The sequence below is a fragment of the Paenibacillus apii genome, from assembly GCF_011043685.1.
GTDB classification, from domain to species: Bacteria; Bacillota; Bacilli; order Paenibacillales; family Paenibacillaceae; genus Paenibacillus_AQ; species Paenibacillus_AQ sabinae.
In genome coordinates this window covers 92,280-113,849 of the sequence record NZ_JAAKGU010000007.1, presented here as the reverse complement: position 1 = coordinate 113,849, position 21,570 = coordinate 92,280, and the positions used below count along the sequence as shown (strand labels likewise).

The following is a 21,570-nucleotide window of genomic DNA, read 5'->3' as shown; positions in this document are numbered from 1 at the left end:
ACATCATGGAGATGCTGATTGTGGACGATGAGAAATTTGCGGTGGAAGGAATCTGCCGCTGCAACGACTGGCAGGCGCTTGGAATCGACGAGGTGCATACCGCCAATCACGCCGATGAGGCAAGGGAGATTATGCATGACCGCCGGATCGACATTCTCATATGTGATATTGAAATGCCCGACGAAGACGGATTGTCTCTGGTCCGGTGGGTCAAAGAATACTCGCCGCACACGGAGTCTTTGTTCCTGACCTGCCACTCGGAGTTTGATTATGCGAAGCAGGCGATCAATCTCGGGAGCTCCGATTATCTGCTGAAGCCGGTGGACGGGGAGGAATTGGCCGGGGCCGTCACCCGCATGCTGCAAGCGATCAGGGAAAAAGAGGAGAACGAGCGCTACACCGAGATGTACCGTAAATACTATTCGCTGTGGAAAAAGCAGAAGCCGCGCCTAGTCGAACGCTTCTGGCAGGATTTGCTGTCCCGCAGGCTGCTTTCCTTCGGCGATTTTCTGGAACGTGCGCTTCAGGATGCGCAGATCGATCTGCATCCTGACGACAGGGTGCTGCCGATTCTGATCAGCATCGAGGAATGGAACAAGCCGATGGATTCGCGGAACCAGGAAATCATGGAGTATGCGGTCAAGAAGGCCGCGGAGGAAATATGGCTCGGCGGTCAGCCCGGAGAAGTCATTACAGACAAAACGGGCGTGATGTTTGCCATCGTCTACGATTCCGCTGGAGGAGAAGCTGCCGCGGCAAGCGCGCCGGATTCTGGCCTGGACTGGTGGGCCCAGACAGGCATCCGGTTCATTAACGTGTGCCGGGAGTATTTTTACTGTTCCGTAACCTGCTACGTGGGCAAATATGCCTCCCTTCAGGAATTGCCCGGTCTATGCGAAAGCCTCAAAAATATGGAGCGTGATAATATCACCCGAACGCAATCCGTTCTGCTGTATGCGCCCCAGTCCCTTCAGGCCTTGCCATCCGCTGGTCCGGGCGAGATTCATATCTCGGAATGGGCGAACTATATGCTGAATGGGGACAAGGAGACGATGCTCCGGCTGATTCACCGGATTGTTAGCCGGCTGGAAGCGACGCCGAATGTTCAGGGCAAGCATTTGTCGACCCTTCATCAAGATACGCTGCAGATTATCTATCATTTTCTTCAGGTCAAAGGGATTAGTTCCAATCATGTTCCGCAGTTCTCCATGTGGGCATCGGCCCAAATCCGCAGCCTGCGCCATTATATGCACTGGGCAGAGAGTCTGGTCTCCGCCGTGATGGAGGCGGCCTTCGAGCCGGTTGAACGGGATGGCGTCATCCAGAAATCCATCCGCTATATCCACCATAATGTGGAGGAGGACCTGTCCCGGGAGGATGTGGCCGCACACGTCGGCCTGAATCCTGCTTACCTGTCCCGGCTGTTCAAGAAGGAGACCGGCCAGAACCTCATCGACTTCCTGATTGAAGCCAAGATGAACCGGGCGAAGGAACTGCTCGACACGACTGGCATGACGGTCAGCGCTATTGCGCAGCAGGTGGGATACAGCAATTTTTCCCATTTTACGAAGATGTTCCGCAAGCAGTTTGACGTTAACCCGCATGAATACCGGAATGTCACAAAACGAATGGACTGAGGTTACAAAAACGGTGGGGCCTTGTCTCTGCCGAACGTATAATGAAGCCATAACAAATCAAAGAGGGTGGAGTTATGGCTTCGGTAGAGGTCCTGGAAGCAAAGGCTTCCATTACGCGAAGTAAGACAAGAAAAGGAAAGCTGTGGAAGTACCGGTCGCTGATTATTCTGGCCTTGCCCGGAATCCTGCTGATGTTAATCAACAACTATTTGCCGATGTTCGGTATTTTCCTGGCGTTCAAGGATCTGAACTACACCGAAGGCATCTGGGCCAGCAAGTGGGTAGGGTTGGACAACTTCAAATTTCTGTTTGCTTCCAACGATGCCTGGAGGATTATCCGGAATACACTTTTTTACAATCTGGCCTTCCTCATCATCAACACCGTACTGGCCATACTGCTGGCGATCCTGCTGAATGAGGTCAAGAATAAGTTAATGTCCAAGTTCTTTCAAAGCACGGTTATCCTGCCGAACTTCATCTCCATGGTTATCGTCGGTTATCTTGTATACGGTTTCCTCAATCCGGATCTCGGTTTCGTCAACAAGTTCATTATGGAGCCGATGGGCTGGGAGCCGGTTAACTGGTACGCCACGCCGGAGCATTGGCCTTATATTTTAACGATTGTAAACACCTGGAAAAATGTCGGCTATGCGGCCGTTGTCTATCTGGCGGCGATTATCGGCATCGATCAGGAATATTATGAAGCCGCTGTCATTGATGGCGCGAGCAGATGGAAGCAGATGACGAATATTACGATTCCGCTTATCGCTCCGGTCATTATTATCCTGACGGTGCTGGCGATCGGCAGAATCTTCAATGCGGACTTCGGTTTGTTCTATCAGGCAACGATGGCGTCGGGCATGCTGAAGTCAACAACGGATGTTATCGACACTTATGTATACAACGCGGCAATAGTTACGGGCGATACCGGACTGGCCTCGTCGGCAGGCTTGCTTCAGTCGGTGGTCGGCTTCATCCTGGTCGTGTCGGTGAATCTGATCGTACGTAAATTCAGCAAAGATAACGCCTTATTTTAGGAGGAAAATATGTCGACACAAAAACGGACTCACCCGCTGATCATTGCGGTTCTGTCACTCTTCAGCCTGGCCTGCCTGATTCCGTTCTGGCTCGTGCTGATGATATCCATTGCCGATGAGAAAGAAGTATTGAAGCATGGATACAGCTTCTGGCCCCAGAAGTTCAGCTTTGTCGCTTATCAATTTCTGGCGCAGGACGCCGAGAAGATTCTGAGAGCGTACGGGGTATCCATTTTCGTTACGGTGATAGGCGTCGTCTTAAGCTTGTTCGTCACTTCGGCGATGGCGTTCTCCATGTCCCGCAAGGACTTTCCGCTAAGAGGCGCACTCAGCATCTACATCCTGATCACGATGCTGTTCTCGGGCGGCCTGCTTCCCTGGTATCTGGTGTACACGCGATTCCTCCATGTGCAGGATACGCTGCTTGCCCTGATTATCCCCGGCTTGATCGGCGGCTTCAATGTCATCATCATGCGCACCTTCTTTACGAACAGCATTCCGCCGTCGCTGATTGACTCCGCCCAGATTGACGGAGCCAGCGAATACAGAACCTATTTCAGCATTATTCTTCCGCTGTCGCTTCCGGTTATGGCAACGATCGGCCTGTTCATTACCGTATCGTACTGGAACGACTGGTTCACAAGCCTGGTCTTTATCCAGAATGAGAAGCTGTTCTCTCTGCAGTATTTGCTGAACAAAACCTTGATGAATGCTTCGTTTCTCCAGAGTATCGCCAATAAGGCTTACAGCACGACGGCGCAGGTTACCCAGCCTCTGGAATCGATCCGCATGGCTATGGCCATGATTGCGATCGGACCGTTGGTGCTCGTATTCCCGTTCTTGCAAAAGTATTTCGTGAAAGGGCTTACGGTAGGGGCAGTGAAAGGCTAATACCGGGACAAACCGGATTAGTATATAGAAACATGAGACGAACTAGGGAGGCTGCAATATGAAATGGTTAAAGAAAGGTTCGGTCATTCTCTCTTCACTTATGCTGACGGTTGCTATGACGGCAACAGGGTGTTCCAGCAGCAATAACGGCAGTAACAATTCACCTCAGGCATCCAGCGGCGGTGACAGTGCAGCAGGCGGGCTGGGGCCGTATGAAGTGGTTATGGTCTTCCCCGACGCGCCGCAGAAGGATAATGAGCTGGTTCAGAACGCAATGAACGATTATCTGAAAAAGACCTACCCGGACATGAACGTGACGGTCAAGTTGAATCCGATCGATTGGGGCGCCTGGAGCGACAAGACGAATCTGATGATGGCCTCGGGCGACAAGTTTGATACGATTTTTACCGCGGACTGGCTCGGTTTCCAGCAGCAGGTAACCAAGGGTGCGCTGCTTCCTCTGGATGACCTGCTTGCCAAATACGGACCGGACATCGAAGCGGTCGAAAAAAATTATCATGATCCGGCGAAGCGCGGAGGAAAGCTGTACGGCATTCATACCCATCAGGAACTGGGCGGCGCACAGGGCATTTATCTCGATAAAGCGCTGGTTGACAAATATAAATTTGATCTGAGCGCGTTTAAATCGGGCAAGGTCGAAGAGCTGGAACCGATGTTGAAGACGATTAAAGAGAACGAGCCCGGCATCACTCCGCTCGTTATGCCGAGTTACCCGCTAGACGCCTATTACTCCTCCGGCACGCTCGATCAGATCGGCAACTTAGCCGCTTTGAATGTGAAGGATACGGCGCCTGATGATTTCACCGTCACTAATATGTACAGCACTCCACGCTTTATGGAACTGGCCAAGATGACCAACAAATGGTACAAGGCTGGATACACCAACAAGGATGCGCTGACTCCGGGTCTGGATGCCTGGAAGAAGATTCAGGCGGGTCAAGCCTTCGCTCTGGTAGGAGATATGGATATCCTGGCGAACATGGAGATCGGCTCGGTATCGAAATCGCCGAACGGCTCCCTCAAGGCCGGAAGAGATATGCTGCAGATTCCGCTTAATGTGGACAGACTGCAAACAGGTAAAATGACGGCAACAATGCAGGCTATTTCCAAAACATCGAAGGACCCGGAACGCGCGATGATGCTGTTGAACCTGTTCTACAAGGATAAAAATCTGCTGACCCTGTTCAACTTCGGTATTGAAGGAACACACTATGTGCTGAAAGACGGACAAGTTGCCCTGCCTGATGGCAAAACGAATAACGATGTAGGATACTATCACGATAATATGTGGCAAATCGGGAACCAAATGCTGAACTATACCCGTGTGGGCGAAGATCCGAACAAATATCAGAACTACGAGAAGTTTAACGAAATGATCACCAAGAATCCTTCCCGGATCTTCGGATTCGTCTTTGACCCGGAACCGGTGAAGAATGAAATGATCACCATCGACAATGCCAACAAAGCATTCGTAGACGGTATCAAGTCCGGCCAGCTCGATCCGGAGGAAAATCTTCCGAAGCTGCTGGAGAAGCAAAAAGCGGCAGGCGCGGATAAAGTCATCGCTGAAGCGCAAAAGCAGCTTGACGCATGGCGCGCGGCAAACGGCAAGTAAGAAGAGAAACATATGAGGATCGGAAAGGGCATAATCTCTAGGGATTATGCTCTTTCATACTGGTTAAAGAATTAACGCTAAAAGAAGGGCAGTTGATCTATGTTTCCGTTTAAATTATCTTTAAACGCATCGACCCTGTTTCCGTTCGGGTTAGGCATTAAGGAGCAGCTTCGCATTGCTGCCGAAGCGGGATATGAAGGCTTCGAAATCTGGATTCGCGACCTGGAAGCCTATGTGACGAACGGGGGTTCCATTCGGGAGCTGAAGCGGTATATCGCCGACACCGGAATCGCGGTTGTGAATGCAATCGCTTTCTTTAAATGGTCCGATCAATCGCCGGAGGTCAGGGAAGAAGGATTAAGGCAGGCTGAGCGCGAGATGCGCATGCTTGCCGAGCTGGGCTGCCCTGCCGTTGCGGCGCCGCCTTTCGGCGAGGTCGAGCAGGTCACGCTGGATGAGATGGCCGTGAACTATGCACGGCTGGCAGAACTCGGCGATCAAACCGGGGTCATGCCTTACCTGGAGTTTTGGGGAAGGGCGAAGAAGCTGGCGAGACTCAGCGAAGCGATCTATGTCGCAGCGGAAAGCGGGCGGGCGGACACCCGGATTTTGCTCGACCCGTTCCATATGCACACCGGAGGAAGCCGGCTGGAGGGTCTGTCCTGCCTGAACGGAAACCGAATCGGCATTGTCCATGTGAACGATTATCCGGCGTCGTCCGATCCGCTGCTCGTTACCGATGAGGAGCGTTTATTCCCGGGTGACGGCGCCGCACCATCCTCCCGGCTCAGCGAATTGCTGCGGCAAATCGGGTATACCGGCTATTTGTCGCTGGAGCTTTTTACCCAAGATTATGGCGATATGTCTGCCGTGGAGGTGGCTGCGCACGGAATCAAGAAAATCAAGAAGGCCTACGGGGTATAAGGAAGAAGGCGTGTGACATGAACAGGAACCAGGCAGGGAGCTTGTCCCTGTGGGCCATTTCCTGGCCGATATTTATCGAATCCGCCTTACAGGTGCTCCTTCGGACGACGGATACGCTGATGCTTAGCAAGGTTTCGGACGAAGCGGTTGCCTCTGTCGGCGTGTCGAACCAGATTATCATGTTCGCTCTGCTGACCTTCAATTTTATCGCGCTGGGTTCAACCGTCGTCGTTACTCAGTATCTCGGTTCCCGCCGGACGGGAGAAATCGAGAAGATCGTCGCTTCATCGCTTGGAGTCAATTTTATTTTTGGCCTTTTGATGAGTGTGGTTGTCGTGCTGCTTGGCGGGAAGCTTCTGCACATATTCAATCTGGGGCCGGGTCTGTTCGACATGGCCCGCACATACTTGCTGATAACGGGCGGAGCGCTGGTGATCCAGGCTTTGAACACGGTGACGGTAGCGATTATCCAATCCCACGGACTAACCCGGCACACGATGATGGTAGCTGTCGGGATGAATCTGCTGCACGTCTTCGGCAACTACCTGTTCATTTTCGGTCCGATGGGATTTCCCAAGCTTGGTGTGACGGGTGTTGCGATCTCTACGAACGTCAGCCAATTGATCGGCTTAGCCATCAATCTGTTTATTCTCGTGCGGGTGGTCCGGGTTCCCGTTCGGTGGTTCAATCTGATTCACTGGGACCGCGAGCTTGTGTCCAAGGTGCTGCAGGTCGGCATCCCCTCTTCAGCGGTCAATTTGTCGTACAACATCAGCCAGATTGTGATCACCTCCTTCATTACATCGCTTGGCCCTATGATGCTGACCACCAAGATTTACACACAGAACATCTCGTTCATCATCATGATCATCGCCGTATCGATCGGCAGAGGCATCCAAATCATCGTAGGGCATCTGATAGGAGCGGGCGAGCGTGAAGAAGCCTACAAGCAGGTGCTTCGCAATTTGTTCCGCAGTATGCTCATAACGTTTGCAGCCGTTGCCGTCATCTGCTTCTTCCGCTTTCCGATGCTTGAAATGTTCACCGGGTCGAAGGAGATTATCCGGATGGGGTCGGCTCTGCTGCTGCTGGGCTTCCTGCTCGAGCCGGGGAGGAACTTCAACATCATCTTCGAGCGCTCCCTGCAGGCGGCGGGCGACGCGCGGTTCGCCATGAAATCGGCCATCCTCATTATGTGGCTGTTCAGCATGCCGCTGATGTATCTGCTCGGGATTCATTTGGGCTATGGCCTGTACGGCATATGGGCCGGATTTATAATTGACGAGTGGGTGCGGGGGCTGGTTCTCTATATGCGCTGGAGAAGCAGAGCGTGGGAACGCAAGGCGCTGATGCCCTGCGCGGAGGAGGTTTCGGTCTGACGGAAAGAGATTCGCGGAAGCATTCCTTTCGGTAAATGGGCTTAAAAATAGGGTGCCGGGACAATGGCTGTCCGGGCACCCTTTTTCAACTTATAAGGAAGATTAGCTGAGGACGGTGCTCTCCCGCAAAGGTTCAATGGGGGCTACGCGGCCGTACGCTACCTTCGCCCCTTGCGTCGGAGCGGCCCAGTGTACGGCGTTCTTGATCACCTGCAGTATCTCCGGCTGATGGTAGATCGGGAAGGTCTCATGCCCTGGCCGGAAATAGAAGAGCTTGCCTTTGCCTCTGCGGTAGCAGCAGCCGCTGCGGAACACCTCGCCGCCCTCGAACCAGGAGATGAAGACCAATTCGTCCGGAGCCGGAATTTCAAAGCGCTCTCCGTACATTTCCTCTTTGGGAATTTCGATATACTCTCCCAGTCCGTTGGTGATGGGGTGGCCGTGCTCGATGACCCACAGCCGCTCCTTTTCGCCGTCGTCCCGCCATTTGAGCGCGCCGGTCTTGGTGCCCAGCAGCCGTTCGAACACCTTGGAGCCGTGTCCCGAATGAAGAACGATCAGGCCCATGCCTTGAAGCACCCGTTCTCTTACTTTATCGGCAATATCATCCCGGACTTCATGATGCGCCATGTGGCCCCACCAGATGAGCACGTCCGTATTGTCCAGTACTTCCTCTGTCAGCCCGTGCTCCGGTTCATCGAGTGTTGCGGTCGTTACTTCCAATGCGCCATCGGCTTTCAGATAGCCTGCAATGGCGTTATGGATACCTTCAGGGTAGATGGCCGCTACCTGCGGGTTGCTTTTTTCGTGACGATATTCATTCCATACGGTTACTTTAAGCGTATTCATTTGCGAGAACCTCCTGTTTGATGGATACCCATTTTTGTTCGGTGAACGATTCGACGATAGCGTCTACAGCGAGCTGGTTGATATATCCGTCCGCTATTGTGGCGTTCTTGCCGTCACCGCGTCCGTTCAGCAGATTGAAAAAGGCCTGCATTTGACCCAGCTTGAACGAATCGGGAATTTGCACCTCACGGAACTCGGTATCGCCTTCATCAGCGAATTTGACCTGGAGCGTGTCTTCTTCATCCAGACTGTACACAAGAGCGCCTTTGGTGCCGTAAATCTCAATTCGCTGGTAATTCCCGCGGCCGTAAGCAAATCTGGAGATGGTCATGGTGGAGGAGATTCCGCCTTCCATTCGGGAGAGGACGTGGCAGTAATCATCGACGTCAACTTCTCCTGTGCCGGCTCCCTCCAGAAGCTTCCGCTCATGAATGATCGTTCCGGCATCGGCCAGAACGCGCTCCGTATCGCCGACCAGAAAACGGGTCAGATCCAGAATGTGGCAGCCGAGATCGCCCATGGCCCCGGAGCCAGTCAGCTCCTTCTGGAATCTCCACACCAGCGGCACGTCCTCGTTAATACCCCAGCTCTGAAGATATTGGCTGTATACATGATGGATGGTTCCAAGCTTTCCTTCTTCGATCAGCCATTTGGCGTACCGCGCGGCCGTTTTGTAGCGATAAGAGAAACAGATCATATGCGGGAGAGGATCGCGCTCCAGCGTTTCCTTGAGAACCGCCGCCTCTTTGGCCGTGAGGGTAACTGGTTTTTCAAGGGCGAAGGGCTTGCGGTGCTCGATTGCAGCTAGTGCAATGGCAAAATGATTGTAGTTCGGCGTGCCGATCGTTACGGCATCTATCTCCGGGTCCTTCAGCAGATCGGCGTAGTTCAAATAGGCGCGTGAATCCGGAATATTCCACTCCTTGCTTCGGGCGGCCAGCCGTTCTTCATTGCAGTCGCAAATGGACCAGATTTCCGCGTCTTCGCTCTCCAGAATCCCTTTTCCGTGAAAATCAGCGATTCCACCGAGTCCGATCATACCGATTTTTAATTTCCCCATATTCATCATCATCCTAACGGTTAAGATTGGTGGAGACTCCTTTGTCAGTATAGTCTGTGATAGAATGAATGAGGATGGCGAATCTAGACTCTTTTTGTACAATAGCGACTTTTGGGATGATTTAAGTTCATGGGGGTGTTCTCGCTTGCTGGCTGTAAATATCGATCTCGTTCCCCGCATTACATGGATGGGGTTCGTTTCCTATAAGAGTCCGTGGATTCACTTCAAGCGCAATGTGAACGAGTACATTATGTATCTGATCAAGAGCGGCGAGCTCCATATGGTGGAGGACGAGAAGGAATATATTTTGAAAAAAGGGGATGTACTGCTCCTTGAACCCAATCTGGATCATGAGGGGCTCGAGAAGCATACGTGCGACTACTATTACATTCATTTTAAGCACCCGGATATAGCCCCTGTTAATGTGGAGGACCCGGAGTCTTTTGCCAGAAGGTTTATTTTTGAGGATCAGGGCGCCGATGAGGACGTCAAATGCTGCTTTCCGAAGCACTTCACCATTACAGACAAATCGGTTCTGTCCCAGATTTACAACAGCCTGAATGAAATGCTGCAGCTGTACCGGCGCAAAAATTACAACCGGAGCCTGACCGCGCTGAAGCTGTCCGAGCTGTTCATCCTGCTCTCGCGAGAGAGTCTTCTGGAGGAGCTGCAGAACAGCCGGAAAAGGACGACAAAAGCAATTGTCAAGGCTCACGGACTGCTGGACTACATTCACACCCACTATCAGAGCAAAATCACGAGCCGGGATATCGAAGCCCTGTTCGAATGCAATTTTGATTACCTGAACCGGACCTTCAACAAGCTGACCGGCCACTCGATCACCCATTATATCAACAAGGTAAGAATCGACCAGGCTCAGGAGCTGCTGCAGGCGACGCACCTAAGCATCGGTGAAATCGCCTACCTCGTCGGCTTCGGAGACATCTATTATTTCAGCAAAGTATTCAAGAAATATGCCGGACTGTCCCCCGCCGCGTACTACAAGAAGATACGGGAAGAGGAGTAGCGAATCTCCCGGCAGCTGAACTAGTGGATGGTCTCTGTATCGGATTCATAAAAACTCACTTCCAGCGGGTTTCTATCCACAAATCTTGGATAGCGGTACTTCGGGCTGCCTACCATAACGGCGCCTGTTATTTTCTTCCCCTCGGGGATATTGAATAATTTCAGCATGGGGGAATGATCCTTCAGCGCAATCTTCTCAAATATTCCGGCCCAACATGAACCTAATCCGAGCGTTGGCGCATACAGCTCCAAATAGGTCAGGGAAAGAATCGAGTTTTCTCTGCCTCTTGGGAAATTCTCATCAGCAATAGCCAGAACAAGAGCGGGGGCTCCCCGTAAAATCGTGTCGATCCCTTGCTCATGATAAGGCTTGAAAAAGTTATCCCGTCCCTTATTGAGCGGGGTATCTTTTTCCAATTCTTCGACGGTCATAGCGACAGCACGGTTTATGACATCCTTATTGTCAATTATTATGTAGGAGACGCCCTGCAGATTGCTTCCCGAAGGGGCATAGTGAGCGATATTAACAAGCTGTATCAGCTTTTCTCTTGGAACGGGAGCGGCTTTATAGGACCGGATGGAACGTCTGGAGCGAAGGAAGTTTTCCGCTTCCTCGGGGCTTAATTTAGGCAGCTTTTTTGAACTTTCTTGATTGGCAAGAGGTGTTTTTTCGTTGTCGATAGCTTCTCTGGGACAGACGGCCACACAATGGCCGCAGGCAATACAGTTCTGCGGATAAACTTCTTCCGGACCATTTTCTCCAAGCTTCAATGCCTGTTCCGGACACTCGTTTACGCAAATTCCGCACTTCGCACATTTGTCTTCATCTACCATAATCAAACTCATCATTCTTCCTCCTTCAGGAAATCGCATTCCGAGTCACCCTATCCGGGTGGAGTAAGCATTGTCGTTTGATGTCTGATTCCGATCATACAATAAAACCTAACATAAATAAAATGAATATTTGTTATATGTTTCATATCAAAATTGGTATGTTTAATGCTTATCTGGAGACTTTGGCAGATGAGAAAAAGGTAAGCAGACAGCTCGTCGAGCCGCTGGCGGCCGATCAACAGAACTGTGAAGTTGCCTGCTATTTTCGCGCATATATCATGAACAGCGAGGAGGTCACGCTCCGGGAAATGGTGGAGTATCTCGCATCGGTGTTGGCCTCGTCTCTGATCCGCCGGATGATATCCAGATCCATCTCGATATATTTCATGCCGAGCGAGAACAGCACCTCCGCATCCCACTGCGGGCGCGTCTTCTCACAGATGTACAAGGACTTGGCAATGGCATTTCGTTCCCTGAGCTGTTCGGCGGTTTGGGTGGGATGGCACAGCTGTTCTCCTCTGTCATCGGCCTCCTTGAAGGCTTGACCGTAGTTGGCGTCAAAATTTAATATCCCGCCTCCGGGAGCAAGCACGCGGCATATTTCGCTGTACGCCTTGTAAGGATCGGGGAGCGTCCAGGTGACATTGCGGGTGATGATGAAATCAAAGCTCTCATCCGGGAAGAGCAGGTCCTGGGCGTCCATTTGCCGGAATACGATCCCGGTATACCCCAGATTGGCGGCATTGGCTTCGGCCTTGGCCAGCATCGCGCTTGAATAATCAATACCGGTCACCGTACAACCCAGATCCTTCATGATAAAGGAGAAGAACCCGGCCCCCGTACCCAGATCCAACACTCTCGGCGAATCCAGTTTCGGCAGATGCTCCTTGATGATCTCGGTATATCTCCCGCGCAGACCGCTGTGAAAGTCATGCAGACGCAGCTCGCTAAAATCCTCGGCCCGATTCGTCCAATAGTTGTTAATTCGTTCCTGCACCATACTCAACTCCTTTTATGAATTCACTTATATTTGCAACCTTTCTTCAATCCCCGGCGATGCAGCTTTTCCTCCCGTTGCCGGATACCTCGATCATCTTGACCGGAATATCGTACAGTTTCTCCATATTGCTCTCTGTAACCACCGCATTGGGCTTCCCGAAATGGACCAGGCCGCCATGGTTCATCACGGCCGTATAATCCGCGACTTCCAGCGCATGATCGGGGAAGTGGGAGGTCATAATGATGCCGATTCCCTTGTGCTTCAAGGTCTTTACGATTTGCAAGAAGCGGAACTGGTTGCCGAAATCCAGATGGGACGTCGGCTCGTCGAGCAGCAGAATCTGCGGCTCCTGCGTCAATGCGGCCGCTATCATCACGAGTTGGCGTTCACCGCCTGATATTTCGGTGTACTGCTTGTCGGCCAAGCGGTCAATGCCGAGAAAATGCAGGTTCTCCAGAGCGATCATCCGGTCTTTTTTGCCCGGGGCTCCGAGATAACGGAAATGGGCGGTGCGCCCCATAGTGACCACATCCAAGACGGAAAACGGAAAGGCAGGCGCGTGCGATTGCGGGATGTATGCGATGCGGGCGGCCAATTGCCTGGCGCTGTAGCTGTGTACGGGCTTGTCATCGTAATACACTTGCCCCTTAGTCGGATTATGCTGATTGACCAGGCATTTCAACAGCGTGCTTTTCCCAGTGCCGTTGGGCCCGAGAATGCAGACGATATCGGGGGAAGCCGCTTCAAAGGAAATATCGGAAAAGACGGGGCGGCCATGCTTGTACTGAAACGCCAGATTCTCCGCTCTTATCTTCATTACCAGTTCACCTTCTCTCTGAGCATAAAGTATGCAAATAAAGGGGTGCCGACAATGGCGGTCACCACTCCGAGAGGGATTTCGACCGCCGTCAGGGATCGGCATAAATCGTCGATCAACAGCAGATAAGAGGACCCAAGGCATATGCAGGCGGGAATCAGCTTTCTGAAATCAGGCCCGACGAGCATTCTTCCTAAATGGGGAATAACCAGCCCCACCCAGCCGACGATGCCGGAAATGCTGACCGCAGCGGCGGTCAAAATGCTGCAGCACACAATAATGACAGCTCTGTCGCGCCGTACCTCCACACCGTAGGATTTCGCTTCCTCGTCGCCCAGACTCAGTACATTCAGCCTCCAGCGGTACAGCCAGATTACAGCGATGGACAGGGCAAATAACGGCAATGAGGCGAGCAGCAGAGTTCTGTTGACGGCGGACAGGCTTCCCATAAGCCAGAAGACGATGGTGGGGAGCTTCTCGAACGGATCGGCAATGAATTTAATAAGCGAGACCAGCGCGGAAAATAAAGAGCCGACAATGATGCCGCCAAGCACCATCGTAACCTTCGAATTCCTGCCCCTGAGGCTAAACAGAAAGGTCAGGCCGACAGCGGCCAGACTGAAGATCAGCGCGAATCCCTGAATGGCGAACGTATGATTCACCAGCAGTATAGCCAGGGCGGCGCCGAACCCGGCCCCGTTGGAAACCCCCAGGGTGTAGGGCGAGGCCAACGGATTGCGGAAAATCCCCTGAAAGACGGCTCCCGATACCGCCAGCCCCGCACCGACCAGCATGGCCGCGGCGATCCGCGGCAGCCGCACCTGCAATACCATATTCCCGGCGAGTGGCGTCCAGGTCTGTTTGGCCGGAATCAGCGGATGGAAGAGAATCCGAAAGGCTTCACCAGCGCCTATATCATATTTTCCCATCGTAAGGGAAAGGGCAAATATGGCCGCAGGCAGCATAATCAGCATGAGCCAGACCAGCATTGGAATGCTGCGCCTGCCCGTCCCGTAATCTTTTGAAATATTGAGCATCCCGGTCATCCCTCCTGATCGAAAAATAAAATCACTGCCGCGAGATGCGCTAACATTTCGGGTGCAGTGACCTTAAATGACTATTCTTTAAAATCAATGCCGTAGAAGGTTTGGTAGAAATGCTGAACCATTGCATTCAGATCCACATCTTTAAACGCATCGGGGTATAAGGTTTTGGCCAGCCAAATTTCGCCGAGAGCCATGGATTCCGGCGTAGGATTGCCCCAGGGCTTCGTATAATCCGGTGCGATGATCAGCTTATTATTCTTGACGGCATCGATTTCGGACCAGGCTTTGTCGCTGCGTATTTCATCCAGCACCGATGCGTAGCGGCTCTGCACAAAGATGACTTCCGGATTCCACTTCGCCACCTGTTCCAAGTTGACCTGCTTGTACCCTTTAATCGTCTCTGCGACGTTGCGGGCGCCAGCCTTGGCCATGGCTACACCGACATATTTGCCTGTGCCGTAAGTGAACATGTCTTCGTTGGCCATATAGACCTTGATCCGGTCCTGCTCCGGCACTTCGCTTAGATGCTTGGATACGATGGCCCGGTTGCTGACGACATAATCCCATAATTCCGCGGCTTTATCTTCAGTTCCCGTAATTTGGCCGATCAGCTGGATCGCCTGCTTGAGCCCCTCGGTATAGGCCTCGTCCGGATTGACAAGATCGGGGTGAATGGTTGATGCCTGCTCTTTATCCGCCACGTACAAAGTAATTCCTACAACAGGGATACCAAGCTGTTCAAGCTGCGTCAGCGACTCCTTCGGAACCTGGTTGGATACGAACACAACATCCGGCTTAAGGCTCGCGACAGCCTCCACGTTCAATTCGGAGATTTTTCCCGGAGTCGGCAGATCCTTGATTCCCGGATATACATCGGCCACATAGCCTCCGAGCAGACTCTCCCAATCGCTTAATACGCCAACAAGCTTGCCCTGGGCATGAAGCTCAAGCATAATATCGAGCGTGTGATGCTGAAGGGCAACGATCCGTTCAGCCTTCTTGGGTATTTCCACCGCGCGTCCCAATTGATCAACAATGGTATATGTCGCCGGTTCGGCGGGTGGAGCGGACGGCTGTTCCGTGGCCTGGGTATTGCTCGCCGCCGTATTCGTTCCCTTCCCGCAGCCGTAGAGCGGCAGCGCCAGCAGAAGCATACACAGCATCAGTGTGAATAAGACTCGCCTGTTTTTCATTCCAGTTCCCCCTGATTCCCAATGTGTTTAAAACATTGTTTGATTTGTTTTAGTTAATATTAGCGACCATTATATAAGAGTGATATCTATAAATCAATGAACTAATTATGTCTAAAATATATCAATTTAATCTTATATATACTAAATATAATTATGGAAGTTAGAGGTATATACACAAACTTCCGGTGATTATTCAGATATGCGGAAGATTCTTTCCTTCCTTGACCTCTCCCATAAAGCGGCGTTAAAATGGTTATACCAGTATTGGTATAACCATTTTGTATGCAGAGGAGCAGACCCTATGCCGCCGGCGGAGAAACAGAACATCAGAGAATACGTGATTCAGCACATTCTGGAAAGAATTGAGAACGGCGAATTGAAATCCGGCGATAAGCTGACCAATGAGCGCGAGCTGTCGGAACGGCTGGGCGTCAGCCGGGTGCCGCTGCGCGAAGCGATTTCCGCGTTGTCGACGCTGGGAATTCTGGAAGCCCGCCAGGGCGGAGGCACGTTCGTTAGCGAGTATAACCCCGGCGTGATCGGCAAAATCATCCGGACGTACCGCTTGTTCGACCGTTCGCTGATCGAGGAGATTTTCGAAGCGAGGGTACTTCTGGAGGCCGACGCGGCCAGCCTGGCAGCCAGAAACCGCACCGAGGAGGATTTAAGCACAATTAAAGAGGCCATTCGCAGGCACGAAGAAACGATCCGCCGGTATGCGGAGAACAAGGCCGATATCGCAGCAGTTCTGGAATGCGACAACGGGGTTCATTTGGGGATCGCCGCCGCCGCTCATAACAATTTCTTTCTGCAGATCATCGATACCGTTCGCCATGCGGGGCAGAGCCGCCGTATTTTTGACGGGAAATATACGGTGAACCCGCTCCACTTCGAGGAATCGGTCGCTTATCACGACAACATTGTCCGTGCCATCGAGCAGCGGGACAGCGAAGCCGCCTACCGGGCGATGAGAGAGCATATTCTGCACATACGGGCGGCCCTGGACGTGGACAAGCTGAAGGTGGATTTCGACGGCAAAAGGGAATAACGCCTGTTCAAAGTTTTCGGGGTCCCCGCGAAGTACTTGGAATAAGCATCGAAGCATCGGCCTCACTTTGTGGGGCTATCTTATGCGGAAAGGAGTCACTTGGTCATGAAAAGAATACAGGGTGCCGGGCTGCTTGTGCCGGTGCTTCTTCTTGTGCTGCTGGAGACGGCTTGCGGAGGGAGCGGTCTGGCATCAGGCAGCCGGGAGGCAAATGCACAGACGGGGACGGCGGCTGGCTCATCGCTGGCTGCTTCCACGGGCAGCCGCTCGGCTGCCGGACAGCAGGCTGCCGGGTCAGCTAAGGCAGGAGGATCGGCACGGAAGCTGGAAATCTCCTTTCCTTTCGTCCGCCAGGACGGAATCGCGACCAATCAGTTCGCCGTATGGATTGAGGACGGCAAAGGCCGATATGTCACGACGCTTTATGCCACCCGGTTTATCTCTACCGGCGGGTACAAGCTGCGGCCGGAGGCCATTCCGACCTGGGTGAAGCATTCGGGGCTTTCGAAGGCTTCACCGGAAGAGGTGGACGCGTTCTCGGGAGCGACGCTTTCCAGCGGTCCGCTGAAGTTCGCCTGGGACTGTAAGGACCGGAAAGGACAGCCCGTTCCCGCAGGGAATTACCGGTTCTACGTGGAGGGAACGACGCGCTGGGAGAACCGGATCTTGTACGAGGGAACGATTGCGGTCGGCAAAAAACGGACAACAGCGAAAGCCGCAGTGAAGTATACGACCGATGAAGCGACACAGAGCGGCATGATTGGAAAGGTGACCGCCGGATTTACGCCTTAAATGAAGGAGGAAGTGAACAGATGGGAAAGAATTACCGTTCGGAGCTTGTCGGGGCCTTCGGCTGCCCGATTGACGAGAACCCTACCGGAGTCATGGAGGAAGCTGCTTTTCAGGCGAAAGGTCTTGACTACCGGTATTTGACGATCAAGGTAAACGAGGGCGACCTGGAGGATGCCATGAAGGCGGTGCGCGCCTTTAACATGCGCGGAATCAACCTGACCATTCCCCACAAGGTCGAGGTGCTTCGCTATCTGGATGAGCTGTCGGAAGCGGCGGAATTGATTGGCGCCGTCAATATGGTGGTGAACAAGGACGGCAAGCTGTGGGGAGAGAATACCGACGGCAAGGGCTTCCTGACTTCTCTTCGGGGCGAGGGAATTTCGGTTGAGGGGAAGGCGGTCACGGTGCTCGGGGCGGGCGGCGCGGCGCGGGCCATTAGCGTGGAATGCGCGCTGGCCGGCGCGGCCAAGGTGAACATCGCCAATCGCGACGCCGAGCGCGGAACAGAGCTGGCGGGGCTCATCAATGAGCGCACCGGCGCGGACGCTTCGTTTCTCCCATGGGATACGAAGCTTAAAGTGCCGGCGGACACCGATATCTTGATCAACGCCACTTCGGTAGGGCTGTATCCGAACGTCAATGACAAGCCCGATGTGGACTACGATACGATCAAGCCTGAAATGACGGTCAGCGACGTGATCTTTAACGATCCTCACACCTTGTTCTTGTGGGAGGCGGGGCGGCGCGGGGCGAAGACCATTAACGGACTGGGCATGCTCGTTAATCAGGGGGCGCTTAATTTTACCTTGTGGACCGGCGTCGAGGCTCCTGTTGATGTCATGACGCAGACACTGAAAAATGAGTTTGGACTCAAATGAATGGGATAAGGGGAACGGCACGACAATCCGAGTAAGCCTTAACCGGGCGGACTCGGGTTTTTTTCTGCGATAAATATATTGATTGAAAACGATTTCTTTGGTATATTGTTACCATAAAGTTTACTAGTTATTAAGTAAAAATATTAGTTAAATCAGTGGGAGTGATGAGCAGATGGCAAGAATTAAGGACGTTGCCGAGTCAGCCAATGTCTCAACGGCCACGGTATCCCGGATATTGAACAATGATCCCTCCCTTTCGGTTTCGGGCGAAACGAGGAGAAGAGTTCTGGAAGTGGTCAATGAATTGAACTACAAGCCCGGAAGAAGAAAGAAGACCAAAGCGTTTCAGGAACAAGGCTCCTTCAGCATCGGCCTCGTGTTGACGAATGATGAAGCCATCGATCCTTACTTCATGTCCATCAGACAGGGCGTGGAGAGCTTATGCGATCAGTATTCGGTTAAGATCGCTACCGTCTTCCATATCGGTAAAAGCCAGTTTTCATCGGGCAGCATGAATGAGCTTGACGGCCTTATCGTTCTGGGCGATGTCAACAGCGAGGAACTGAAGGGTGTGTACAGCCACAACCCCAATATTGTATTTGTGGATTTTGTACCCGAGGAAGTCAATGCGGATGTGGTGATTTCCGATTTTGAAACCGCTACTCTCAAGATTTTGGACCACCTGTTCAGTAAAGGCCACAGCCGGATTGCGTACATCGGCGGCAAAGGTTTAATCCGAAGCATTCATAACGGAAGATCAATTGAGAAAGAAGACGTCCGGCTGAGCACCTTTGAGAGAAGGATGAAGGAGAAAGGGCTTTTTGAAGCGGACAACGTTCTGGTAGGGGAATTCGGCCCGCTGAGCGGATATACGCTGATGAAACAGCTGATTGGCAAGCCGTCTTTTCCGAGCGCGGTTGTGGTGGCCAGCGACCCGATGGCAATCGGCGCGATGAAGGCGCTGCATGAGGCGGGCCTGAAGGTTCCCGGCGATATTTCCATTTTCAGCTTTGACGATATCGAGGCTTCCGCCTTTTTGAATCCGACGCTGTCTACGGTCAAGGTGCATACGGAAGAGATGGGGAGGACCGCAGTCAAGCTGCTGGTTGACCGGATGAAGAACGGCAGGGAGCTGCCGCTCAAGGTCATTTTGCCGACGGAACTCGTCGTGAGAGAAAGCAGCGGGCCTTTATTATAATAAAAATCAAAGTAGGAGTGATCTTCTCAATGGGAGTACATTTTGATGCAGAGAACCGACTCTTTCATTTGCAAGCCAAAGACACCAGCTATGTGATCGGCATTGTCCGGGATGAATACCTGCTGCACCTGTATTGGGGAAGACGAATCGCCGCATACCATCATACCAACAAGATTCAGCTGCTGGACCGGGGATTTTCCGGAAATCCCTACAACTACAAAGAGGACCGCGCCTTCTCGCTCGACACGCTTCCGCAGGAATACCCGCAGTACGGAAATACCGATTACCGCAAGCCCGCCTATCAGGTTCAACTGGAGAACGGATCGACGGTCTCTGATTTGCGCTACCGGTCGCATACCATTGTTAAAGGCAAACCGGGCCTAACAGGCCTTCCGGCGGTTTATGTAGAGGATGAACGGGAAGCGGAAACGCTTGAGATCGTCATGGAAGATCAAGTCACCGGACTAGAGGTGCTGCTAAGCTATACCGTGTTTGAACAGTTCAATGTGATTACCCGGTCTGTCCGGTTCGCGAATAAAGGGTCCGAGTCCCTGAAGCTGCTGAGAGCCTTGAGCCTGAGCGTCGATTTTCAGGATGCCGACTTCGATTTCCTTCATCTGTATGGAGCACATGTGAAAGAAAGACATATCGCCAGACAGCCGCTCAGACACGGAGTCCAGTCCGTTGAAAGCGCACGGGGCGCCAGCAGCCACCAGCACAACCCGTTCATCGCCCTGCTGCGACCCGGAACAACTGAAACGTACGGCGAGGTTTATGCTTTTAACTTTGTGTACAGCGGAAATTTCCTGGCTCAGGCCGAGGTGGATCAATTCCGCAATACCAGAGTGACGATGGGGATCAATCCCTTCGACTTTAGCTGGAAGCTTGATCCCGGCGAAGAATTCCAGGCGCCCGAGGCGGTTATGGTCTACTCATCGGTGGGCCTTGGGGAGATGTCGAGAACCTTCCATGATTTATACCGCACACGGCTGACAAGAGGAAGCTACCGCGACAAGGAGCGGCCGATATTGGTCAACAACTGGGAAGCGACCTATTTCGATTTCAACGCGGAGAAAATACTCGATATTGCAAGCGTCGGTCGGGAGCTCGGAATTGAGCTGTTTGTCCTTGATGACGGCTGGTTTGAGAAAAGAAACGGCGACAAGTCCTCGCTCGGCGACTGGTTCGTGGACCGCGAGAAGCTGCCGGACGGGCTGGACCATTTGGCGGAACGGGTCAATGAAATGGGGCTGCAGTTCGGGCTCTGGTTCGAGCCGGAAATGATCTCGGTGGACAGCGATTTGTACCGCGAGCATCCGGACTGGTGCCTGCATGTGCCGAATCGTCCAAGGTCGGAGAGCCGCAATCAGCTTGTCCTGGATTTTTCCCGGGAAGATGTATGTGAAGAAATTACCAAGAGGGTCAGCGCGATTCTGGAGACGGTTCCGGTATCTTACGTGAAGTGGGATATGAACCGCCATATGACCGAGATCGGCTCAGCAATTCTGCCGGCGGACAGACAGCGGGAAACGGCGCACCGTTACATGCTTGGCCTGTATAAAGTGATGGATACGATCACCTCTTCTTTTCCTGAAGTGCTCTTTGAGAGCTGCTCAGGCGGCGGGGGAAGATTCGATCCGGGTATCCTCTACTACATGCCGCAGACGTGGACAAGCGATAACACAGACGCGGTTTCGAGGTTGAAAATCCAGTACGGCACAAGCCTCGTCTACCCGATTATTACGATGGGCTCCCATGTATCCGCGGTTCCGAATCACCAGGTTCACCGGATTACTTCAATGGAGATGCGGGGCGATGTAGCCATGTCCGGCAACCTGGGCTATGAGCTCGATTTAACCAAGCTGACGAATGAGGAAAAAGAGACGGTCAAACAGCAGGTAGCCAAGTACAAGGAGATCCGAAGCCTCATTCAATTCGGCGATTTCTACCGCCTGCTAAGCCCGTTTGAGGGCAACGAAACCGCATGGCTGTTCACGGACAAGGAGAAGAAAGAAGTCATGGCCTTCTTCTTCAATGTGGTGGCCGAACCGGCGGCCCCGTTAAAATACCTGAAGCTGCACGGAATCGACGTGACGAAGAAATACCGGCTGGTCGGCACGGATGAGATCTACGGCGGGGACGAGCTTGCTTATGTCGGGCTGAGTGTTCCGGCGGAGGCAGAGCGGGATTTCCACAGTTACGTTTGGTATTTTACTAAAGCTTAAATTTCATAACGCAATCATACTGCAGCCTTTCCCTTTTGCGGGAGAGGCTGTTTCACTGCCATCGAACTGGGTTATTTAGTTAATAAACTAGTAAACATTA

19 protein-coding genes are annotated in these 21,570 nt (G+C 52.5%); 12 read left to right on the top strand and 7 right to left on the bottom strand.

Annotation, left to right across the window (positions count from 1 at the left end):
- Positions 1–5 precede the first annotated feature (5 nt).
- From G5B47_RS15895 to G5B47_RS15870, 6 genes are all read left to right on the top strand, one after another.
- On the top strand, positions 6–1,637 hold the full coding sequence (locus tag G5B47_RS15895; protein WP_206107389.1) for a helix-turn-helix domain-containing protein: 1,632 nt from the start codon (positions 6–8) through the stop codon (positions 1,635–1,637).
- 74 nt (positions 1,638–1,711) lie between these two features.
- The gene (locus G5B47_RS15890) at positions 1,712–2,674 is read left to right on the top strand and encodes an ABC transporter permease (protein WP_165099887.1); all 963 of its coding nucleotides are present in this window, start codon (positions 1,712–1,714) and stop codon (positions 2,672–2,674) included.
- A gap of 9 nt (positions 2,675–2,683) precedes the next feature.
- Positions 2,684–3,565 (top strand): carbohydrate ABC transporter permease, encoded by an 882-nt coding sequence (locus tag G5B47_RS15885; RefSeq protein WP_165099885.1) that lies wholly within the window; start codon positions 2,684–2,686, stop codon positions 3,563–3,565.
- Positions 3,566–3,623: 58 nt separating this feature from the next.
- The gene (locus tag G5B47_RS15880; RefSeq protein WP_165099883.1) at positions 3,624–5,201 is read left to right on the top strand and encodes an ABC transporter substrate-binding protein; all 1,578 of its coding nucleotides are present in this window, start codon (positions 3,624–3,626) and stop codon (positions 5,199–5,201) included.
- A 99-nt stretch (positions 5,202–5,300) separates the two neighbouring features.
- Positions 5,301–6,125 carry a sugar phosphate isomerase/epimerase family protein gene (locus tag G5B47_RS15875; protein WP_165099879.1) on the top strand — a complete coding sequence of 275 codons (825 nt, stop codon included), beginning with the start codon at positions 5,301–5,303 and terminating at the stop codon, positions 6,123–6,125.
- Positions 6,126–6,142: 17 nt separating this feature from the next.
- Entirely contained in the window at positions 6,143–7,504 is a 1,362-nt protein-coding gene (locus G5B47_RS15870; protein ID WP_165099877.1) for an MATE family efflux transporter, read from the top strand.
- A 102-nt stretch (positions 7,505–7,606) separates the two neighbouring features.
- On the opposite strand, the gene G5B47_RS15865 is transcribed toward G5B47_RS15870, so the two are convergent.
- Both G5B47_RS15865 and G5B47_RS15860 read right to left on the bottom strand, forming a co-directional pair.
- The gene (locus tag G5B47_RS15865) at positions 7,607–8,353 is read right to left on the bottom strand and encodes a ThuA domain-containing protein (RefSeq protein WP_165099874.1); all 747 of its coding nucleotides are present in this window, start codon (positions 8,351–8,353) and stop codon (positions 7,607–7,609) included.
- The gene (locus G5B47_RS15860) at positions 8,340–9,413 is read right to left on the bottom strand and encodes a Gfo/Idh/MocA family protein (RefSeq protein ID WP_165099872.1); all 1,074 of its coding nucleotides are present in this window, start codon (positions 9,411–9,413) and stop codon (positions 8,340–8,342) included. Before G5B47_RS15860 ends, G5B47_RS15865 begins: the two co-directional genes overlap by 14 nt.
- Positions 9,414–9,558: 145 nt before the next feature.
- On the opposite strand from G5B47_RS15860, the gene G5B47_RS15855 reads away from it, so the two are divergent.
- On the top strand, positions 9,559–10,440 hold the full coding sequence (locus G5B47_RS15855) for an AraC family transcriptional regulator (protein ID WP_165099870.1): 882 nt from the start codon (positions 9,559–9,561) through the stop codon (positions 10,438–10,440).
- A gap of 20 nt (positions 10,441–10,460) precedes the next feature.
- Here G5B47_RS15855 and G5B47_RS15850 read toward each other — a convergent pair whose 3' ends face one another.
- The 5 genes from G5B47_RS15850 to G5B47_RS15830 form a co-directional block, all read right to left on the bottom strand.
- Complete coding sequence (locus G5B47_RS15850; RefSeq protein ID WP_206107388.1) at positions 10,461–11,288, bottom strand: nitroreductase family protein; 828 nt, start codon at positions 11,286–11,288, stop codon at positions 10,461–10,463.
- A gap of 244 nt (positions 11,289–11,532) precedes the next feature.
- The gene (locus G5B47_RS15845) at positions 11,533–12,273 is read right to left on the bottom strand and encodes a class I SAM-dependent methyltransferase (RefSeq protein ID WP_206107387.1); all 741 of its coding nucleotides are present in this window, start codon (positions 12,271–12,273) and stop codon (positions 11,533–11,535) included.
- 43 nt (positions 12,274–12,316) lie between these two features.
- A complete protein-coding gene (locus G5B47_RS15840) occupies positions 12,317–13,090 on the bottom strand; it encodes an ABC transporter ATP-binding protein (RefSeq protein WP_165099864.1) in 774 nt (257 codons plus the stop codon).
- Complete coding sequence (locus G5B47_RS15835) at positions 13,090–14,127, bottom strand: FecCD family ABC transporter permease (RefSeq protein WP_165099862.1); 1,038 nt, start codon at positions 14,125–14,127, stop codon at positions 13,090–13,092. The genes G5B47_RS15840 and G5B47_RS15835 overlap by 1 nt, the downstream gene beginning before the upstream one ends.
- A gap of 80 nt (positions 14,128–14,207) precedes the next feature.
- Positions 14,208–15,329 carry an ABC transporter substrate-binding protein gene (locus tag G5B47_RS15830; RefSeq protein WP_165099860.1) on the bottom strand — a complete coding sequence of 374 codons (1,122 nt, stop codon included), beginning with the start codon at positions 15,327–15,329 and terminating at the stop codon, positions 14,208–14,210.
- A gap of 301 nt (positions 15,330–15,630) precedes the next feature.
- Here G5B47_RS15830 and G5B47_RS15825 point away from each other — a divergent pair, with 301 nt between their 5' ends.
- The 5 genes from G5B47_RS15825 (at position 15,631) to G5B47_RS15805 (ending at position 21,470) form a co-directional block, all read left to right on the top strand.
- Positions 15,631–16,377 carry a FadR/GntR family transcriptional regulator gene (locus tag G5B47_RS15825; RefSeq protein ID WP_165099858.1) on the top strand — a complete coding sequence of 249 codons (747 nt, stop codon included), beginning with the start codon at positions 15,631–15,633 and terminating at the stop codon, positions 16,375–16,377.
- 105 nt (positions 16,378–16,482) lie between these two features.
- Entirely contained in the window at positions 16,483–17,169 is a 687-nt protein-coding gene (locus G5B47_RS15820; protein WP_165099856.1) for a DUF2271 domain-containing protein, read from the top strand.
- Between the two features lie 20 nt (positions 17,170–17,189).
- Positions 17,190–18,047 (top strand): shikimate dehydrogenase, encoded by an 858-nt coding sequence (gene aroE, locus G5B47_RS15815; RefSeq protein WP_165099854.1) that lies wholly within the window; start codon positions 17,190–17,192, stop codon positions 18,045–18,047.
- Positions 18,048–18,219: 172 nt separating this feature from the next.
- A complete protein-coding gene (locus tag G5B47_RS15810) occupies positions 18,220–19,245 on the top strand; it encodes a LacI family DNA-binding transcriptional regulator (protein ID WP_165099852.1) in 1,026 nt (341 codons plus the stop codon).
- A 29-nt stretch (positions 19,246–19,274) separates the two neighbouring features.
- Positions 19,275–21,470 (top strand): alpha-galactosidase, encoded by a 2,196-nt coding sequence (locus G5B47_RS15805; RefSeq protein ID WP_165099850.1) that lies wholly within the window; start codon positions 19,275–19,277, stop codon positions 21,468–21,470.
- The last annotated feature ends 100 nt before the right edge of the window (positions 21,471–21,570 follow it).

What these genes read in the sequence shown, in the direction of transcription:
- aroE (WP_165099854.1), top strand. Translation starts at nt 17,190, where the DNA reads ATGGGAAAGAATTACCGTTCGGAGCTTGTCGGGGCCTTCGGCTGCCCG.
- G5B47_RS15835 (WP_165099862.1), bottom strand. Translation starts at nt 14,127, where the DNA reads ATGCTCAATATTTCAAAAGATTACGGGACGGGCAGGCGCAGCATTCCA.
- G5B47_RS15825 (WP_165099858.1), top strand. Translation starts at nt 15,631, where the DNA reads ATGCCGCCGGCGGAGAAACAGAACATCAGAGAATACGTGATTCAGCAC.
- G5B47_RS15890 (WP_165099887.1), top strand. Translation starts at nt 1,712, where the DNA reads ATGGCTTCGGTAGAGGTCCTGGAAGCAAAGGCTTCCATTACGCGAAGT.
- G5B47_RS15845 (WP_206107387.1), bottom strand. Translation starts at nt 12,273, where the DNA reads ATGGTGCAGGAACGAATTAACAACTATTGGACGAATCGGGCCGAGGAT.
- G5B47_RS15870 (WP_165099877.1), top strand. Translation starts at nt 6,143, where the DNA reads ATGAACAGGAACCAGGCAGGGAGCTTGTCCCTGTGGGCCATTTCCTGG.
- G5B47_RS15805 (WP_165099850.1), top strand. Translation starts at nt 19,275, where the DNA reads ATGGGAGTACATTTTGATGCAGAGAACCGACTCTTTCATTTGCAAGCC.
- G5B47_RS15840 (WP_165099864.1), bottom strand. Translation starts at nt 13,090, where the DNA reads ATGAAGATAAGAGCGGAGAATCTGGCGTTTCAGTACAAGCATGGCCGC.
- G5B47_RS15830 (WP_165099860.1), bottom strand. Translation starts at nt 15,329, where the DNA reads ATGAAAAACAGGCGAGTCTTATTCACACTGATGCTGTGTATGCTTCTG.
- G5B47_RS15865 (WP_165099874.1), bottom strand. Translation starts at nt 8,353, where the DNA reads ATGAATACGCTTAAAGTAACCGTATGGAATGAATATCGTCACGAAAAA.
- G5B47_RS15850 (WP_206107388.1), bottom strand. Translation starts at nt 11,288, where the DNA reads ATGATGAGTTTGATTATGGTAGATGAAGACAAATGTGCGAAGTGCGGA.
- G5B47_RS15875 (WP_165099879.1), top strand. Translation starts at nt 5,301, where the DNA reads ATGTTTCCGTTTAAATTATCTTTAAACGCATCGACCCTGTTTCCGTTC.
- G5B47_RS15885 (WP_165099885.1), top strand. Translation starts at nt 2,684, where the DNA reads ATGTCGACACAAAAACGGACTCACCCGCTGATCATTGCGGTTCTGTCA.
- G5B47_RS15895 (WP_206107389.1), top strand. Translation starts at nt 6, where the DNA reads ATGGAGATGCTGATTGTGGACGATGAGAAATTTGCGGTGGAAGGAATC.
- G5B47_RS15860 (WP_165099872.1), bottom strand. Translation starts at nt 9,413, where the DNA reads ATGGGGAAATTAAAAATCGGTATGATCGGACTCGGTGGAATCGCTGAT.
- G5B47_RS15880 (WP_165099883.1), top strand. Translation starts at nt 3,624, where the DNA reads ATGAAATGGTTAAAGAAAGGTTCGGTCATTCTCTCTTCACTTATGCTG.
- G5B47_RS15820 (WP_165099856.1), top strand. Translation starts at nt 16,483, where the DNA reads ATGAAAAGAATACAGGGTGCCGGGCTGCTTGTGCCGGTGCTTCTTCTT.
- G5B47_RS15810 (WP_165099852.1), top strand. Translation starts at nt 18,220, where the DNA reads ATGGCAAGAATTAAGGACGTTGCCGAGTCAGCCAATGTCTCAACGGCC.